At 74.5% G+C, this 17,090-nt stretch carries 11 protein-coding genes and 1 riboswitch; of the genes, 6 read left to right on the top strand and 5 right to left on the bottom strand.

Going from position 1 to position 17,090, the window contains the following annotated elements:
• From pglZ to ACLIYP_RS14760, 5 genes are all read left to right on the top strand, one after another.
• Positions 1-2,385 (top strand): BREX-2 system phosphatase PglZ (pglZ, locus tag ACLIYP_RS14740; protein WP_412713588.1); only part of this gene is annotated, 2,385 nt, incomplete at its 5' end.
• 146 nt (positions 2,386-2,531) lie between these two features.
• Entirely contained in the window at positions 2,532-3,881 is a 1,350-nt protein-coding gene (brxD, locus tag ACLIYP_RS14745) for a BREX system ATP-binding protein BrxD (protein ID WP_412713589.1), read from the top strand.
• A complete protein-coding gene (locus ACLIYP_RS14750; RefSeq protein WP_412713590.1) occupies positions 3,881-6,088 on the top strand; it encodes a DEAD/DEAH box helicase in 2,208 nt (735 codons plus the stop codon). Before brxD ends, ACLIYP_RS14750 begins: the two co-directional genes overlap by 1 nt.
• Positions 6,089-6,912: 824 nt before the next feature.
• Positions 6,913-8,337, top strand: a complete 1,425-nt coding sequence (locus ACLIYP_RS14755) for a non-reducing end alpha-L-arabinofuranosidase family hydrolase (protein WP_412713591.1) — start codon at positions 6,913-6,915, stop codon at positions 8,335-8,337.
• A gap of 730 nt (positions 8,338-9,067) precedes the next feature.
• The gene (locus ACLIYP_RS14760; protein WP_412713592.1) at positions 9,068-10,612 is read left to right on the top strand and encodes a fused MFS/spermidine synthase; all 1,545 of its coding nucleotides are present in this window, start codon (positions 9,068-9,070) and stop codon (positions 10,610-10,612) included.
• Positions 10,613-10,700: 88 nt separating this feature from the next.
• Here ACLIYP_RS14760 and ACLIYP_RS14765 read toward each other — a convergent pair whose 3' ends face one another.
• The 5 genes from ACLIYP_RS14765 to rox all read right to left on the bottom strand — a co-directional run bounded on the left by ACLIYP_RS14765 (position 10,701) and on the right by rox (position 15,615).
• A complete protein-coding gene (locus ACLIYP_RS14765; protein ID WP_412713593.1) occupies positions 10,701-11,576 on the bottom strand; it encodes an energy-coupling factor ABC transporter ATP-binding protein in 876 nt (291 codons plus the stop codon).
• Positions 11,573-12,322: a cobalt ECF transporter T component CbiQ gene (gene cbiQ / locus ACLIYP_RS14770; RefSeq protein ID WP_412713594.1), complete on the bottom strand. Its 750-nt coding sequence runs from the start codon at positions 12,320-12,322 to the stop codon at positions 11,573-11,575. Before cbiQ ends, ACLIYP_RS14765 begins: the two co-directional genes overlap by 4 nt.
• 5 nt (positions 12,323-12,327) lie before the next feature.
• Positions 12,328-12,702 carry an energy-coupling factor ABC transporter substrate-binding protein gene (locus ACLIYP_RS14775; protein ID WP_412713595.1) on the bottom strand — a complete coding sequence of 125 codons (375 nt, stop codon included), beginning with the start codon at positions 12,700-12,702 and terminating at the stop codon, positions 12,328-12,330.
• Positions 12,702-13,412 carry an energy-coupling factor ABC transporter permease gene (locus ACLIYP_RS14780; RefSeq protein ID WP_412713608.1) on the bottom strand — a complete coding sequence of 237 codons (711 nt, stop codon included), beginning with the start codon at positions 13,410-13,412 and terminating at the stop codon, positions 12,702-12,704. The genes ACLIYP_RS14775 and ACLIYP_RS14780 overlap by 1 nt, the downstream gene beginning before the upstream one ends.
• 30 nt (positions 13,413-13,442) lie before the next feature.
• Positions 13,443-13,627, bottom strand: a riboswitch (cobalamin riboswitch).
• Between the two features lie 557 nt (positions 13,628-14,184).
• Complete coding sequence (rox, locus tag ACLIYP_RS14785) at positions 14,185-15,615, bottom strand: rifampin monooxygenase (protein WP_412713609.1); 1,431 nt, start codon at positions 15,613-15,615, stop codon at positions 14,185-14,187.
• Positions 15,616-15,963: 348 nt separating this feature from the next.
• On the opposite strand from rox, the gene ACLIYP_RS14790 reads away from it, so the two are divergent.
• Positions 15,964-17,031, top strand: coding sequence for a DNA polymerase III subunit beta family protein (locus tag ACLIYP_RS14790; RefSeq protein ID WP_412713596.1), 1,068 nt, complete (start codon positions 15,964-15,966; stop codon positions 17,029-17,031).
• The last annotated feature ends 59 nt before the right edge of the window (positions 17,032-17,090 follow it).

Consider the following 17,090-nt stretch of genomic DNA (forward strand, 5'->3'; position numbering starts at 1 on the left):
CTGGGCCGCTACGACACCGAGGGCGGCCGGCGCCGCCCGGGCGACGACCGGCTCGACGCCCAGGCCCTGCTGCACTGGTCGACCCGGCCCGGCGCCCCCGAACGCCTCCTGGCCCTGCGCGGCCCCGAACGCGCCGGACTGGCCGCCTTCCTCGCCGAGGAGGACCAGGCGGGCCTGGCCGGACGCGCCCTGCTCGCCCTCGTCGAAGCCGAACGCGGCGCGGACGCCGCCGCCTTCGGCCTGGTGTGCGCGGCGCTGTGGCAGCACGCCGAACCCACCCCCGAGACCTACCGGGCCCGGGGCCGGGCCGAACGCTACTTCGGCGAACAGCCCCCGGTGGCCGGCGACCGGCTCGACGCCCTGGTGACCGTCTTCGGCCGGGCCGCCGAGGAGTACGTGACCGGGCTGCTGGCGGCCGGACACCGCACCGTCGGAGCGGACGCCGACCAGACCCGCGAGGCACGCCGCACCACCGGCGCCGTGCTCGACCGGGCAGCCGCCCTGGCCCGCCAGTTCGGCGCCGAGCAGGCTGTGGAGGCCAGCCCCGTCCTGCGCGGCGGCCTGGAAGCACGCTTCACCGCGGTCGGCCGCGCCCTCTCGGCGGGCGACACGGCCGCGACGGCGGACACCGTACGCCGCCTGGAGGAGCACCGGCTGGCCGCCGAGCCGGAGGAGGCCGCCCGCATCGAACGCGCCCGCATGGGCCAGCGCCTGGCCCGCTGGCTGGCCACCGACCCGCCCGCCGACGCCCCCACCGTCGCCGACGCCGTAAAGCGGCACGTCACCGAGACCGGCTGGGCCGACTGCGCCCTGGAGCACATCGAGGCCGGCGGCGACCCCGACCCCGTCCTCAAGGCCGCCTACGACACCCTCGGCGCGCGTGTCAGGGACCGGCGCCGGCTGATCGACGCCTCCTTCGCCCGATCGCTGGCCTCCTGGACGCAGGCCGGCACCCAGCCCGGCTCCATGCTCACCGTCGAGACCTTCCTCGACCGCGTGGTCGGGCCGGTCGTCCGGCGGGGGGAGGCACGACGGGTGCTGCTGCTGGTGCTCGACGGCATGAGCGCGGCCATCGCGAACGAACTGGCCGAGGAACTGCGCGACTCCTGGGCGGAGTTCGACCCGCTGCCCGAGGGCGGCCCCCCGTGCCGGCGGGCCATGGCCGCCGCCCTGCCCACGGTGACGGCCGTCTCCCGCACCTCGCTCCTCACCGGCAGGCTGGTGAAGGGCACCCAGGCCGACGAGAAGCGGCTCTTCCCCGCGCTGAAGCTGTGGGGCGGAGCCCCGGCCGCGGTGTTCCACAAGGACGACCTGCGCACCGAGACCGCGGGCGAGACCTTCGGCCCGGCGCTCACCGAGGCGCTGACCGACGGCGAAACCCATGTCGCCGTCGTCCTCAACGCCATCGACGACCGGCTCGCCAAGGAGCAGAAGCTCGGCGACGGCGCCTGGCGCGTCGACGACGTGCCAGGCCTGCGCGACCTGCTGCGGGCGGCGGCCACCCAGGGCATGGCGGTCGTCCTCACCAGCGACCACGGCCACGTCGTCGACCGGCACGGCACGAAGGTCGGCCCCGCCACCGACCCCGCGTCCGCCCGCCACCGCCTGCCCGGCGGCCCCACCGCCGAACGGGAGATCGCCCTGTCCGGGCCGCGCGTGGTGTGGCCCGAGCCGGGCGCGTCCGTCGTCGCCCTGTGGGACGCCGACTCCCGCTACACCGCTCTCAAGGCCGGCTACCACGGCGGGGCCTCCCTCGCCGAGGTCGCCATCCCGGTGCTCGCCTTCCTGCGGCTCGGCGCGGAACCGCCCAGGGGCTGGCGGGAGCTGGGCGACCAGCGGCCCGTGTGGTGGGTCCCGCAGGAGAGCGGGAAACCGGCGCCGGACGACCGCACCGGCCGGCCGGCGACCGCCACTCCCGCCGCCCCCGCAGGCCCCGCCGCCTCCGGGAAAACGACGGCGAAGGCGCAGAGGAAGCAGGCCGAACTCGCGCGGACACACGAGGCGCTCTTCGACGTGGGGCCGACCGCCGGAGGCGACGACGCCCTCCTCGCCCCGGCCCTCGTCTCCCGCACCGATGCGCTGGTGACGGCACTGCTCGACTCCGAGACGTACCGGGCGCAGCTCGGCGGACTGGCCCGCAAACCGCAACAGGAGCAGGTCCGCAAGGCGCTCGCCGCCCTGCTGGAGGCGGGCGGCACCCTGCCCGTGACCGCTCTCGCCCAGCGCGCGGGCATGCCCACCACCCGGGGCGACGGCTTCGCCGCCGTCCTGCGCCAACTCCTCAACTACGACGGCGTACAGGTCCTGGAGACCCTGCCCGACGGGCGCACCCTGCGCCTCCACGAGGCGCTGCTGCGCGAGCAGTTCGCCCTCGGCCCGGCCTGACGGCCGGCGCCGTCGTCCATGGCCGTCCGCCCGGGCCCGGAAGGCGTCCGCCGTGCCCGGGCGGACGGTGACCAGGCCGCAGGCCGCTCGCGGGAGCGTTCCCGGTCCCGTGTGCCGGCACGCTCGGGAATGAAACACTGCTGCCCGTGAGCACCACCGGATCCATGGGCCCCGCACAGGTCAGCGCAGCCCGCCGCCGTACCGTCGTCGACGCCCTGCGCCGCGGGGCCGTGCCCGAGAGCGGACTTGACCTGCTCGCCACCGGGCTCGACCGGTTCGAGGCGGCCCTTGACGCGGAACTGGACGCCGTCGCGTCCGGCGGGTCCGTGTTCAAGGCCGTGCGCGGCGAGTACGGCTCCGGCAAGACGTTCTTCACCCGCTGGCTGGGGGAGCGGGCCAAGCGCCGCAACTTCGCCGTGGCCGAGATCCAGGTGTCGGAGAACGAGACGCCGCTGCACAGGCTGGAGACGGTCTACCGGCGGCTCACCGAACGCCTCACCACCTCCAGTTTCCCGCCCAGCGCGCTGCGGCCGGTCGTGGACGCCTGGTTCTACGCCCTGGAGGAGGACGCGCTCGCGGCCGGCGCGACCGAGGACGAGCTGCCCGGCGAGGTGGAGAAGCTGCTCGTGGCGCGGCTCGCCGAGGTCTCCCGGCACGCCCCGTCCTTCGCCACCGCCCTGCGCGGCTACCGGGCCGCCCTGGCCGACGGTGACGAGGCGACCGCCGCGGCCGTCCTGGCATGGCTCGGCGGTCAGCCGCACGTCGCGGCCTCCGCCCGCAGGTCCGCCGGGGTGCGCGGCGACCTCGACCACTTCGGGGCGCTCGGCTTCCTGCAGGGCCTGCTCACCGTGCTGCGCGACTCCGGGCACACCGGGCTCCTCGTCGTCCTCGACGAGGTGGAGACGCTGCAGCGGGTCCGCTCCGACGCCCGGGACAAGGCGCTCAATGCGCTGCGGCAGCTCATCGACGAGGTGCACTCCGGCCGCTTCCCCGGCCTGTACCTCGTCATCACCGGCACCCCGGCCTTCTACGACGGGCAGCAGGGCGTCCAGCGCCTGGCCCCGCTCGCCCAGCGGCTCGCCACCGACTTCACCACCGACCCGCGCTTCGACAACCCCCGCGCCGTGCAGATCCGGCTGCCCGGCTTCACCCAGGAATCCCTGGTCGGCCTCGGCTCCACCATCCGGGACCTGTACGCCGTCGCCGCCGTGTCGCCCGAGCGGGTGCGGGCGGTCGTCGACGACGCATACGTCGCGGACCTCGCGCGGGCCGTCGGCGGAGCGCTGGGCGGAAAGGCCGGAGTGGCGCCGCGGCTGTTCCTGAAGAAGCTGGTGGGGGACGTGCTCGACCGCGTGGACCAGTTCGACGACTTCGACCCCCGCCTGCACTACAGGCTGACCGTCGCGAGCAGTGAACTCACCGATGTGGAGCGGAACCTGGCCGCCGCGACCGGCGGCGGTCCCGCGTCCGCCGACGACATCGACCTGGAGCTGTGATGGCGGACGCCGGCAGCCCGGCCGGTGAGGGGCCGGAGGGGGCAGGGGACGGCGTGCTCGACCGGCTCGACCCCGTCGTCCTGCACCACATCGTCAACACCCTCGGCTGGTCCGACCTGCGCCCCCTGCAGCGGGCGGCGATCGCCCCGCTCATGGACGGGCAGGACGCCGTCCTGCTGGCACCGACGGCCGGCGGCAAGACCGAGGCGGCCTGCTTCCCGCTGCTGTCGGCGATGGCCGCACAACGGTGGACCGGCACCTCGGTGCTCTACCTGTGCCCGCTCAAGGCGCTCCTCAACAACCTGATCGGCCGCGTCGACGCCTACGCCCAGTGGCTGGGGCGGCGCGCCGCCCTCTGGCACGGCGACACCGGGGAGTCGCGGCGGCAGCGCATCCGCACCGAGGCCCCGGACATCCTGCTGACCACGCCCGAGTCGCTCGAGGCGATGCTGATCGGGGTCCGGACCGACCACGCGCGGCTGCTGGGGGGCCTCCGGGCCGTCGTCGTCGACGAGGTGCACGCCTTCGCGGGCGACGACCGCGGCTGGCACCTGCTCGCCGTACTCGAACGGCTGGAGCGGGTCACCGGCCGCCCCATCCAGCGCGTCGGGCTCTCGGCGACCGTCGGCAACCCCGGGCAGCTGCTGCGCTGGCTGCAGGGGGCCGCGGCCGGCAGCCGCACCGGGCAGGTCGTCGCCCCGGGCGTCCACCTGCCCGCCACCGGCGCGGCCGGACGCCGGGAGCGGGCAGCCGAAGCCCCGTCCCGCAGACCCGCCGGTGAGGTGGAGCTCGACTACGTGGGCTCCCTCGACAACGCCGCCAAGCTCATCGCCGCCCTGCACCGCGGAGAGAAGCGCCTCGTCTTCTGCGACTCGCGCCGCCGGGTCGAGGAGCTGGGCGCCGCGCTCCGCGCCCGCGGGGTGACGGTCTTCCTGTCCCACGCCTCCCTGTCCGTCGACGAACGCACCCGCTCCGAGCAGGCGTTCGCCGAAGCGCGCGACTGCGTCATCGTCTCCACCTCCACCCTCGAACTCGGCATCGACGTCGGAGACCTGGACCGCGTCGTACAGATCGACTCGCCGGCCTCCGTCGCCTCCTTCCTGCAGCGCATCGGCCGCACCGGCCGGCGCCCCGGCACCGTGCGCAACTGCCTGTTCCTCACCACCGGCGAGGACACCCTGCTGCAGGCGGCGGGACTGCTGCTGCTGTGGTCGCGCGGCTGGGTCGAGCCGGTCCTCCCGCCACCCGGGCCGCGCCACCTGGTGGCCCAGCAACTCCTCGCCGTCACCCTGCAGCAGCACAGGCTCGGCGACCGGCTGTGGGAACAGCAGTGGAACGGCCTGGCCCCCTTCGACCGGTCCGCCGCCCCGATCCTGCGCCACCTCACCGAGGAGGGCTTCCTCGACAGCGACGGCGGCATGCTCTTCGTCGGTCCCGAGGCGGAACGCCGTTTCGGCAGGCGGCACTTCATCGAACTCACCGCGTCCTTCACCGCGCCGCCGCAGTTCACCGTGCTGTCCGGGCGCGCCGAGATCGGCCGCACCGATCCGAGCGTGCTCACCGAGGAGCGCCCCGGCCCGCGACGTCTGCTGCTCGGGGGGCGGAGCTGGCAGGTCACCTACATCGACTGGAAGCGCAGGCGCGTCTTCGTCGAGCCCGCCGACGGCGGCGGCGTCGCCAAGTGGACGAACGGCGGCATCGCCGGACTGTCGTACGCCCTCACCCGCGCCATGCGCGAAGTGCTGCTGGGCGCGGACCCGCCCGTCGCCCTCACCCGGCGTGCCGAGGCGTGCCTGGCCGGGCAGCGCGAGACCGACGCACCCGGCACCGTATGGCCAAACGGCACACTGGTCACCCGCGTCGGCGGCGACGTGCGCTGGTGGACCTGGGCCGGCTACCGGGCCAACGCCACCCTCGCGGCCACGCTCCGGTCGGTCGCCGACCCCCTGCAGCGCCCCACCGACTGCTGGCTGCGCCTGCGCGAGGACCTCACCCCGGCCGACTGGCGCACGGCCCGCGAGAGCGTCGGCGAGAGCCTCGTCCTGCCCGACGTGGACCGCCGGGCCGTACGAGGGCTGAAGTTCTCCGCCGCCCTCCCCGAACGCCTCGCCGCCGCCACGGTCGCGGCACGCCTGGCCGACTTCGACAGCGCCCGCGCGGTGCTGTCGGAGCCGGTGCGCCTCGCCGACCTGAACGGCTCCACCTGAAGCGGCCGTCACCCGGCGGTGGGGAAACAGGCACTCCGCGCCCGGATCGCCCTGTCTGGGCGAGGCCACCGCCGCCCGTCCGCGGCCCTGCGGAACGTTTCGGCGTCGGTGGCGGCATCCGTCAGAGGTATTGACGTCGCCCACCGGTTCCCTATCATTCAGGTTGCTCGACACTCCGACCATTGTTCGATATAGCGAACACGCTGGAGTCGCTTCACCGCACAGCAGGGCATCTCCGGGTCGCACCCCCCGAACGCCGAACCGCAAGGAGCCTGCCGCATGCGTACGCCATGGCCTGACGAACCCCTGTCCCGTCGCCGCGCGCCGGCGAACGCCACCGGCCTCGCCGCCGCGGAGTACGCGAACCCGGTGACCTGGCAGGACCTCGCGGACATCGATGTCAGCCGCGTCGCAGACACCCACCACGCCTCGGCCCCGACCGTGCACTGCTCGCCGGGTGCACCCGTCCTGCGCAGTGGACGGCGCCTGGCACTACCTGGCGTTCGTCGACGCCTGCCCCGGCGGCCGGATGCCCGTGCCGGCCCCGGTCCCGGATCCGCCGGCCGCGGCGGTCCCGACGACGCCCGGGGCCGCGACGGGCCCGCCGGGCGCCGTCCGGGCGTCCGCCCCGGGTGCCCGTGCGGTCCGAAGGCGCCGGGCGCCACCGGTCCTCCGGAAGGCCGCGGAGGACCGGGAAGCCAGGAGCGGTCCGCCGCGGTGCTCGCGGACCGCCGCACCCCTCACCACGCCTCACCACACCGACAGTCCGGCCGGCCTCTGACGAGGCCGACCGGAACCGCCCACTCAAGGTTGGGAAAGTCCCCATGCGCAGAGGAAGTTCCATCCGCAGGCATCCGTCCGCGGCGCTGGCCGCCGCGGTCGCGGCCCTGGCCGCGCTGGCGGCGATGCTCGTCGCCCCCTCGGCACAGGCGGCCACCAGCGGCGCCTTACGCGGTGTCGGCTCGAACCGGTGCCTCGACGTGTCGGGCGCCGGCCAGGCCGACGGCACGCAACTGCAGATCTACGACTGCTGGGGCGGGACCAACCAGCAGTGGACGCTGACGGACGACAACCGGCTGACCGTTTACGGCGACAAGTGCCTGGACGTTCCGGACCACGCCACCACGGCCGGTACCCGGGTGCAGATCTGGACCTGCTCCGGCGGTGCGAACCAGCAGTGGCGGGTGAACTCCGACGGCACGATCGTCGGCGTGCAGTCCGGGCTGTGCCTGGAGGCCGCGGGCGCGGGGACGGCCAACGGCACGGCGGTGCAGATCTGGACGTGCAACGGCGGCAGCAACCAGAAGTGGACGGGCCTGTCCGGTACGCCGCCGACGGACGGCGCGTGCTCCCTCCCCTCGACGTACCGGTGGACGTCGACGGGCGCGCTGGCGCAGCCGGCGCACGGGTGGGCCGCGGTGAAGGACTTCACCGCCGTGAAGCACAACGGCAGGAACCTGGTCTACGCGACGAACTACTCGGGATCGTCGTACGGATCGATGATGTTCAGCCCCTTCACGAACTGGTCGGACATGGCGTCGGCCGGCCAGACCGGGATGAACCAGGCCGCGGTGGCGCCCACGCTGTTCTACTTCGCGCCCAGGAACATCTGGGTGCTTGCGTACCAGTGGGGTCAGTGGCCCTTCATCTACCGCACGTCGAGCGACCCCACCAACCCCAACGGCTGGTCCTCCCCGCAGCCGCTGTTCACCGGGAGCATCTCCGGCTCCGACACCGGGCCGATCGACCAGACCCTGATCGCCGACGACCGGAACATCTACCTGTTCTTCGCCGGTGACAACGGCAAGATCTACCGGGCGAGCATGCCGATCGGGAACTTCCCGGGCAACTTCGGCTCGTCGTACACGACGATCATGAGCGACACGAAGGCCAACCTGTTCGAGGGCGTACAGGTCTACAAGGTCAAGGGCCAGAACCAGTACCTCATGATCGTCGAGGCCATGGGCGCGAACGGGCGCTACTTCCGCTCCTTCACGGCCTCCAGCCTGAGCGGCTCGTGGACCCCGCAGGCCGCCAGTGAGAGCAACCCCTTCGCGGGCAAGGCCAACAGCGGCGCCACCTGGACCAACGACATCAGCCACGGTGACCTGGTCCGCGACAACCCCGACCAGACCATGACCATCGACCCCTGCAACCTGCAGTTCCTGTACCAGGGCAAGGACCCGGGCGCGGGCGGCGACTACAACCGGCTGCCGTGGCGTCCGGGCGTCCTCACCCTGCGGCGCTGACCTTCCCAGTTCCGGGTTCCGGGTTCAGGGTTCCCGTTTCCCGGCGACCGTGATGCGGTGCGGCCCGCAGGCGTGCGGGCGAGCCGTCCACGGCGCGGGTGACCCCACCCGCTGACCGGCACCACCGCCTCCAGGAACCCCGGCCGCGCGGCGGCCGGGGTTCCTCTCGCCTCTGACGCCGTCGCCACGGCCCGCCCGCCCACACCGCGGCGCTCCGGACCGTCCACCGCACCCTCGACGAGGGCATCGGCTTCGCCGGCGCCGAGGAGGCGCACTCCGCGGCGCGCTCCCGGACCCGCTTCGACGTGGGGAGTCCCGCCGGCCGGCGCGTGCTCGACGCTGCCGGACAGCTCGCCGTCCCGTTCGGCGGCTCCGTCCGGTCCCGTCCGGGCACCGAAGGACATCAGCCGCGCCGAACTCCTCAGGAGGATCGAGGCGTTGCGGAGGCGCGACGCGAAAACGAAGCCGGGTGCCGCGAAGGTGCAGCCCGCCCGTCGCCCCAAGCCGCAGGCGGCGTCGCACCGCGGCAAGCGGCCGGTTCCCCCGCCCCGGCCTTACCACGGCGTGGAGATGGAGTTCATCGGCGGCCGGTGGGTGCAGATGCACCCGGACTCCGAACAGCGGCCGCCCGCCGTGCCGGCCCGGTCCGGGGGCGCGTCCGCGGTGAGCGGGGAGCCGGGGAACGAGGGCTTTCGCCACAACCGTCCCGGCCGGTGCGCCGCGTGCGAGGATGGGGTGCGTGACCGAATCGTCCCCCTCGCCCGTCGTCCAGGGAGCGCCCCCCGGCCGCGGCCTGGGTCCCCGGGCCGCCGCCGTGCTCGTGTTCGGATCCTCGGCCGCGGTCCTGGTGGTCGAGATCGTCGCCCTGCGGCTGCTGGCCCCCTACCTCGGCCTCACCCTCGAGACCAGCACCATGGTGATCGGCATCGCCCTGACCGCGATCGCCCTCGGCTCCTGGCTGGGCGGGCGCATGGCCGACCGGATCGATCCGCGCCGGCTCCTGGGCCCCTCGCTCGGGGTGTCGGGAGCTGTCGTGGCGCTCACCCCCGCCGTGCTGCGCGCCACCGCCGAGTGGGCTCCGGCGGTGCTCCTGTCGATCGCGTCGCTGACCATCCTGGTGCCGGGCGCGCTGCTCTCCGCGGTGACGCCGATCGTGACCAAGCTGCGTCTCACCAGCCTGGCCGAGACCGGAACGGTCGTCGGCCGGCTGTCCGGCGTCGGCACCGCCGGCGCCATCGCCGGCACCGTCCTGACCGGCTTCGTCCTCGTGTCGCGGTTGCCGGTCAGCGGCATCCTGATCGGCCTGGGAACACTGCTGGTGGCCGGCTCGGCGCTCGTCGAGTGGCGAACGCGCGGGTGGAGCGGAGCCCCCGCCCTGGCGCTCGCGGTCGTCGCCGGCGGTCTGGCCACCACGGTCGTGCCCGGCGGCTGCGACGCGGAGACCAGGTACCACTGCGCACGGGTGGTCGCCGACCCCGACCGGGACGGCGGCCGCACACTCGTCCTGGACGGAGTGCGGCACTCCTACGTCGACGTCGAGGACCCGACCTTCCTGGAGTTCACGTACGTGCGCGCCATCGCGTCGGTGGTCGACGCGGCCTTCCCCGAAGGCGAGCCGCTCACCGCCCACCACCTGGGCGGCGGCGGGCTCACCTTCCCCCGCTACCTCGCGGCCACGCGGCCCGGGACGCACAGCGTCGTGTCGGAGATCGACAGCGGGGTGGTGCGCATCGACCGCGACCGGCTCGGTCTGGGTTCCGCAGCCGGTGTCGACGTACGCGTCGAGGACGGCAGGCTCGGCCTGCGGCGGCTGGAGACCGGCAGTCGCGACCTCGTCGTCGGCGACGCCTTCGGGGGCGTCAGCGTGCCGTGGCACCTCACCACGGCGGAGGCGATGACCGAGGTGCGGCGCGTGCTCGACGAGGACGGACTGTACGTCGCCAACCTCATCGACCACGGCGACCTGGCCTTCGCACGCGCCGAGGCGGCCACCCTCGCCGAGGTCTTCGAGCACGTCGCCCTCGTCGGCGAACCCGCCGACATCGGCCTCGACCCGGCCGCCGCGCCCGAGGGCGGCAATCTGGTGGTGCTCGCCTCCGGCCGGCCGGTCGATCCGAGCGAGGCCCAGGAAGCGCTGGACGCCCGGCAAACCGGCTGGAAGATCGCCGCCGGCGACGACCTGGCCTCCTGGATCGGTGACGCCCGGGTGCTCACCGACGACTACGCACCCGTCGACCAGCTCCTCCAGCCCTACGGCTCACGGGGCGGCCGGTGACGGAAGGCGCGTCCGGGCCGCCCTGCCGGCGCGCCCGAACAGGCCGCCCCGCGCCCGCGTACGGTTCCCGCCCCTCCGGCTCCGTTGCCTACCGCGGCCCTTCCGGCTCCGTACCCGCACCCGCACCCGGGAGCGGGAGCGGGAGCGCGGCCAGCTCCTCCGGGGTGCGGGGGCCGGCGGCGGCGCCGGTCAGCAGGCCCTGCGACCGCAGCAGCCGCGCCACCGCGACGCCCCAGGGCAGCCGCAGCCCCGCCTGCCGCAGGAGGCCGGTGCGGGCCAGCATCGCGGCCGCCGGACCGCAGCGCACCCCCTCCGGGGTGAGCAGCGCCGCGTCGTCGGCCCAGAGCAGGGCGAGGTCGACGTCGTGCGTGGCCATCACCACCGTCGTGCCGCCCTCGCGCAGTCCGTCCAGGGTGGCGAGCAGCCGCTCCCGGCCGTCCGGGTCGAGCCCCGCGGTCGGCTCGTCGAGGACCAGCACCTCCGGCCGCATCGCGACCGCCCCCGCGATCGCGGTCCGCTTGCGCTGGCCGTAGGAGAGCAGATGGGTGGGACGGTCGGCCAGGTGGCCGATGTCCAGGGCGGTCAGGGCCTCGTCGACCCGCGCCCGCACCTCGGCCTCCGGCAGGCCGAGGTTCAGCGGCCCGAAGGAGACGTCCTGGGCCACGGAGGCGGCGAAGAGCTGGTCGTCCGGGTCCTGCACGACGAGCTGGACGGTCGTCCGCAACCGGGTCAGCCCCTTGCGGTCGTAGGCGACGGGCCGCCCCCGCAGGGTCAACTCGCCGGTGTCCGGCCGCAGTCCGCCGCTCAGCAGCCGCATCAGCGTGGTCTTGCCGCTGCCGTTGCGGCCCAGCAGGGCGAGTGCGCGCCCCTCGCGCACCTCGAAGTCCAGGCCGCTGAGCACGAGCGGCCCGTCCTCGTAGGAGAAGGACACGCCCCGCAGGGCGACGAGTGCCGGCTCGCTCATGTCAGCGGCCCTTCCAGAACGAAGGTGAGGGCGGTCACGGAGCCGAGGAGCGCGACGCTGCCGCAGGCGAAGCGCCCGGAGACGCCGGCCTCGGGCACCAGCACCCGCAGGGCGCCGTCGTAGCCCCGTCCGGCGAGCCCGTCCTGGAGCCGGGCGGCCCGGCCGAAGGCGCGGACGAACGCGGTGGCGCCGAGGGAGGCCAGGGAGCGCCAGGCCGCGGCCCGGGTGGTGTGCCCGAGCCGCGCGGCCTGTGCCTCGCGGACGCGGCGCACCGAATCCAGCAGCAGGAAGCTCATCCGGTACGTCACCAGGGCGACGTCCACGACCGGCGCGGGTACGCCGGCCCGCACCAGCCGGGGGAGCAGGTCGGACATCGGGGTGGTGAAGGCGAACAGCAGCACGCCCAGGGAGGCCGCCGAGGTGCGCAGCAGCACCTCCCCGGCGCGGGCCGGGCCGTCGTCGGCCAGGGACAGGAAACCCTCCGGGCCGGCGACCTGGACCAGCAGCGTGGCCGCGCCGGTCGCGCAGAAGCCCAGGGGCACCCGGTAGGCGCGCCACAGCCTGCGGCCGGGCACGCCCGCCGGGCCCAGCAGCACGGCGAGCGCGGTGAGGGCCACCAGGGCCGCGCCCGGCCAGGGCGGCAGGCAGAGCGCCAGCGCGGTGAGGCCGAACCCGAGCACGGCCTTGTCCACGGGGTGGCGGCGGCGCCAGCGACTGCTGTGCGCCGCCGCGTCGATCGGCAGCACGGGGCTCAGGCCTCCCGGGTCTCGAGGTCCCCGGCGGCGCCCGCGGCGCGTCCGGTCTCCTCCGGCCGGGCCTCCGCGGCACGCCGCTCGCCCTGGCGGCGCCCGCGGCGCAGGCCGAAGTAGTAGGCGAGAACGCCCGTGCCGAGCGCGGCCTGCAGGGCGAACAGCGCCGACTCCACCTCACCGGACGGCGGTTCGTACAGCGGCGCGAACCACGGCTCGTAGTCCGGCTCGATCTCGGTGATCGCCGTCTCCGCCTCGGCGTCCGCACCGGTGAACGGCTCCTCCTTGTGGTCCCCGAGACCGAGGGCCAGGGGCAGGACCGCGAGCGCGGCCACGGCGAGCAGCAGCAGGGCGTTGACCGCGGTGTTCCTCTTCATCACGCCACCGCCCCGCTGCCGGCCTTCTTCCCGGTCCCGGCACTTCCGCCGGGCGGGAGCACGCCCAGCCGGACCAGTTCGCCCCGGCTGGACTGCACCAGCAGCCGCATCACGAACACCGTCAGGAGCCCCTCGCTCACCGCGAGGGGGATCTGCGTGAGGGCGAAGATGGAGCCGAACTTGCCGAGCGCGCCCCAGAACCCGCTGACCGGGTCGGGGAAGGCCAGCGCGAGCTGCGCGCTGGTGACGCAGTAGGTGGAAAGGTCGGCGGCGAAGGCGCCTGAGAAGACGGCCGTCATCAGCGGTGCGCCGTACCGCCGCAGCAGCCTGTAGAGGGCGTATCCGGCCCAGGGGCCGACGATCGCCATCGAGAAGGCGTTGGCGCCCAGCGTGGTCAGGCCGCCGTGTGCGAGCAGCAGCGCCTGGAAGAGGAGCGTGATGGTGCCCAGCACCGCCATCATCGGCGGCCGGAACAGGAAGGCGCCCAGCCCCGTGCCGGTGGGGTGCGAGCAACTCCCGGTCACCGAGGGCAGTTTCAGGGCCGACAGGACGAACGTGAAGGCCCCGGAGGCGCCCAGGAGCAGAGTGCTCTCGGGATGCTCCCTGACCTCACGGGTGAGACTGCGGACTCCGTGGACGATGAACGGCGCGGACGCGACGCCCCAGGCGACCGCGTGCGCGGGGGGCAGGAAGCCCTCGGCTATGTGCATGACCGGACAGACCCTCTCCAGCACCTCGTGGATGGTTGACGCGCCTTGGCCGGTCTCCTGGCTGACGGGTGACACCGCCCGGGCTCCGCCTTCCCGGGTCCCGAAGGACCCAGTGGCCGCCCGCGAGGGCTGGAGCCGGACTTCCCGATCACAGTGGCGAGGGCCGCACCGGTATCGCACCGGATTTCCCGTTCACCAAGGCGTGGCGACAGTAGTGCGCGGGCGGAAGCGTTGGCAAGCAGGCCTTATGCCGCACACGAGCCCCACCCGTGCCCCGCGTGAGCCCCGGGTGGACCCCGGGCGGGCCCCTTCGTGGGCCCCCGCCTCCGCGCGGCCGCCCGGTGATGGGGCCGTACACCGGGCGTTCTCCGGGCGGGGGCGTCCGCGCGGAGGCGGCCCGCCGCTTCGCCGGCGGTGTGACGTGATCGACACGGCGGGACGGGAGGCGGAACCCCGCATGAGACCCACGCGGGGAGCCGGCCCTGGTCGCTCCGGAACCGGCTCTGCCGCTTGGACCCCGACGACGACTCCGGGGGATGGCAGTGGTGGGACGCCAAACGGGCGGGGCCTTCCCGCCTGCGAGCTGGGGCGACAGCTTGGCGAGTCCTTCTTCGGATGCCGGTACCTCCGAAGCGCCGGACGGAACGGGGCGCCGCCGACGCCGGCGGCGGCAAGGGAAAAGCCCGAGGAGGGCGGGGCGGGAGGCGAGTCACCCGACGGCTGAGGCGGCGGCCCCGGGGCTCGCCCCCACGCCCCGCCCCCGCTCCCGGGCTCAGGAGGCGGTGGCGGGCCCGAACCACCTGGGCAGGTGGTCGAGCAGCCCGGCCTGGTCCTCGCCCGCCCACGCCACATGGCCGTCCGGCCGCAGCAGCACCGCGGGCGCCTCCAACTCCTCGCTGACGTCGACGACATGGTCGACGCGGTCCGTCCAGCCCGCCGCCGACAGCCGGCCGGTCTGGTCCAGCAGCAGTCCGCGTCCGCCGTGCATCAGCCCGTACAGGCGGCCCCGCTTCAGACCGATGTCCCGCAGCCGCCGGCCGAGCAGCCCGTGCCCTCCGCCGAAGTCGTAGCGGACCGAGATCGCGGTGATCTTCTCGGTCAGATGCCGGTTGACCTCCTCGAAGTCCATCAGCTCCGACACCATCCGGCGCACCGACCGCGGGCCGGGCTCGGTGGACATCAGCACCATCTGCGCGCGGGTGTTGTCCAGCACGTCGGCGGCCACCGGGTGCCGTTCGGCGTGGTAGCTGTCCAGCAGCCCGTCCGGTGCCCGGCCGGCGACCTCGGCGGCCAGTTTCCAGCCGAGGTTGAACGCGTCCTGGATGCCGAGGTTGAGGCCCTGCCCGCCGACCGGCGGGTGGACGTGGGCGGCGTCGCCGGCCAGCAGCACCCGGCCGTCCCGGTAGCGCTCGGCCTGCCGGGTGGCGTCGCCGAAGCGGGAGAGCCAGCGCGGCGAGTGCACTCCGAAGTCGGTGCCGGCGACCGCCCGCAGCCGCCGCCTGACCTCCTCCAGGGTCGGCGGTACGGTGCGGTCCTCGGCCAGCCCCTCGGCCGGTACGACGACTCGGTAGATCCCCTCCTCGACGGGCCCGACGCCGAACCGCAGCTGGGTCCTGCGCACATCGGCCACCACGGACGCGATCACCGCCGGGTCCTCGGTCGCCTCCATCTCGCCCAGCAGCGTCTCGACCCCGGCGGGCTCGCCGGGGAAGCCGACGCCGAGCAGTCTGCGCACCGTACTGCGGCCGCCGTCGCAGCCGACGGCGTAGCGCGAGCGCAGCCGCGTACCGTCGGCCAGCGCGACGGTCACCCCGTCCTCGTCCTGCTCCAGCCCCGTCACCTCGCAGCCGCGCCGGATCTCGGCGCCCAGCTCGGCGGCGCGCTCGGCCAGCAGGCGGTCGGTGACCGGCTGCGGGATGCCCAGGACATAGGCGTGCGCGGTGTCCAGCCGGTCGGGCGAGGGCTTGGGGATGCCGGCGAAGAAGCCGCCGACCGGGTACTGCCTGCCGTGCGCGAGGAACCGGCCCAGCAGACCGCGCTGGTCCATCACCTCGATGCTGCGCACGTGCAGGCCGAGCGCGCGGACGACCCTGGTCGGCTCCGTCTCCTTCTCCAGCACCACCACGCGCACGCCGTGCAGCCGCAGCTCGCAGGCCAGCATCAGACCGGTCGGTCCGGCGCCGGCGATGATCACGTCGATCACGGATTCCCCCATGTGAAGAGTGTCGGTCCAAGCCGGCCGCTCCGTGCGTCCCATGAGCACGCGAAGGCGCACGTACTCTGTGAAACCCGTCTTTTGCGCAGGTTCCGGCCCAGGGCGACGATTCTGCGGCACGACCCGGGCCTTGCCGCAAGGCCCCCGGTGCGCTATAGGTTGAAGGTGGCGGAGAGTGGATCTCCCTCCTTCCTCCGACCCCAGCCGCCCCGACCGTCCGTCCCGACCGTCCAGCGCGGGCGGACGTCCCCTCGCGAAGCGCCGGTCCTCGTCGGTCATCGCCGCCGCACCGGCCGCTGTTGACTTTCGACCCGCTTGAAGCCCGACGATGACGGGGTGCCGAATTCCGAGCTGATGCCCATCGGGGTCTTCGCCCAGCGCACCGGTCTGACCCCCAGCGCGCTGCGGTTCTACGCCGACTCCGGGCTGCTGCCGCCCGCCGAGACCGATCCGGCCTCGGGCTACCGCTACTACGGCGCCGACCAGGTGCCACGGGCCACCACCCTCCGCCGGCTCCGCCAGATCGCCATGCCGCTGGCCACCGCCGGGGCGGTGCTCGACGCCGGGCCCGGCGAGGCGTCCAGGCTGATCGACGAGCACGTCGCGAAGGTCATAGGGGACGCGGCGGCGGTACGGAGGGACGCCGCCGCGCTCAAGTCCTCGCTCCACGGCGCGCCGAGCCGGCCGGTCGCCGCGCTGAAGGGGCCCGTACTGGCCGACGCGGTCGAGCGGGTCCTGACCGCGACCGCGTGCGATCCGGGGATGCCGGTGCTCGGCGGACTGCGCGTCGAGGCGACCGCCGAGGCGGTCACGCTGACCGCGACCGACCGGTACCGGCTCTCGACCCGGACGCTCGTCCCCGCCGAACCGGCGGCCACGGCCTGGGCCGCCACAATCGACGGCGACGAACTGCGGGCCGTGACCGGCGAGATGCGCCGCAGCGCGCTGGTACGCATCGAGGCGGCGCCGCACGGCGTCCGGCTGCGCATGGCGGGACGGGAGGACCGTCACTGCCGGCTGCTGACGGAGGAGTTCCCCGACCATCACCTGATGCTCGCGTCCCTGCCGGAGGCCACCACCCGCGCGACGGCGGCGAAGGACGCGCTGCTGCGGGCCCTGGAGGAACACCCGGGCGAGCGGGTCGAGTTGCACGCCACCCGGCACGGCCTGACCCTCCCGGCGGCCGGCGAACACCCCGGCACCCTGCTTCCGGCCACCGTGACGGGACGGGAGGTGCGGATCTCCTTCGAGCTGACCACCCTCTACCCGGCCGTCGGCACCGCCATCGGCCCCGACGTGATGCTCGACCTGCGCGGGGCCGACCTGCCCGTCACGGTCCGCTCCGCCGACCGCGGCGGCCTCACCACCTGGGCCATGCCCGTCAACCCCGACCACCGTGCCTGACCCAGAACGACAAGGAGCACCCCAGTGACCACCACCTCCACTACCTCCACCACACCCGC

Source organism: Streptomyces nanhaiensis (assembly GCF_046614825.1).
Taxonomy (GTDB): Bacteria; Actinomycetota; Actinomycetes; order Streptomycetales; family Streptomycetaceae; genus Streptomyces; species Streptomyces radiopugnans.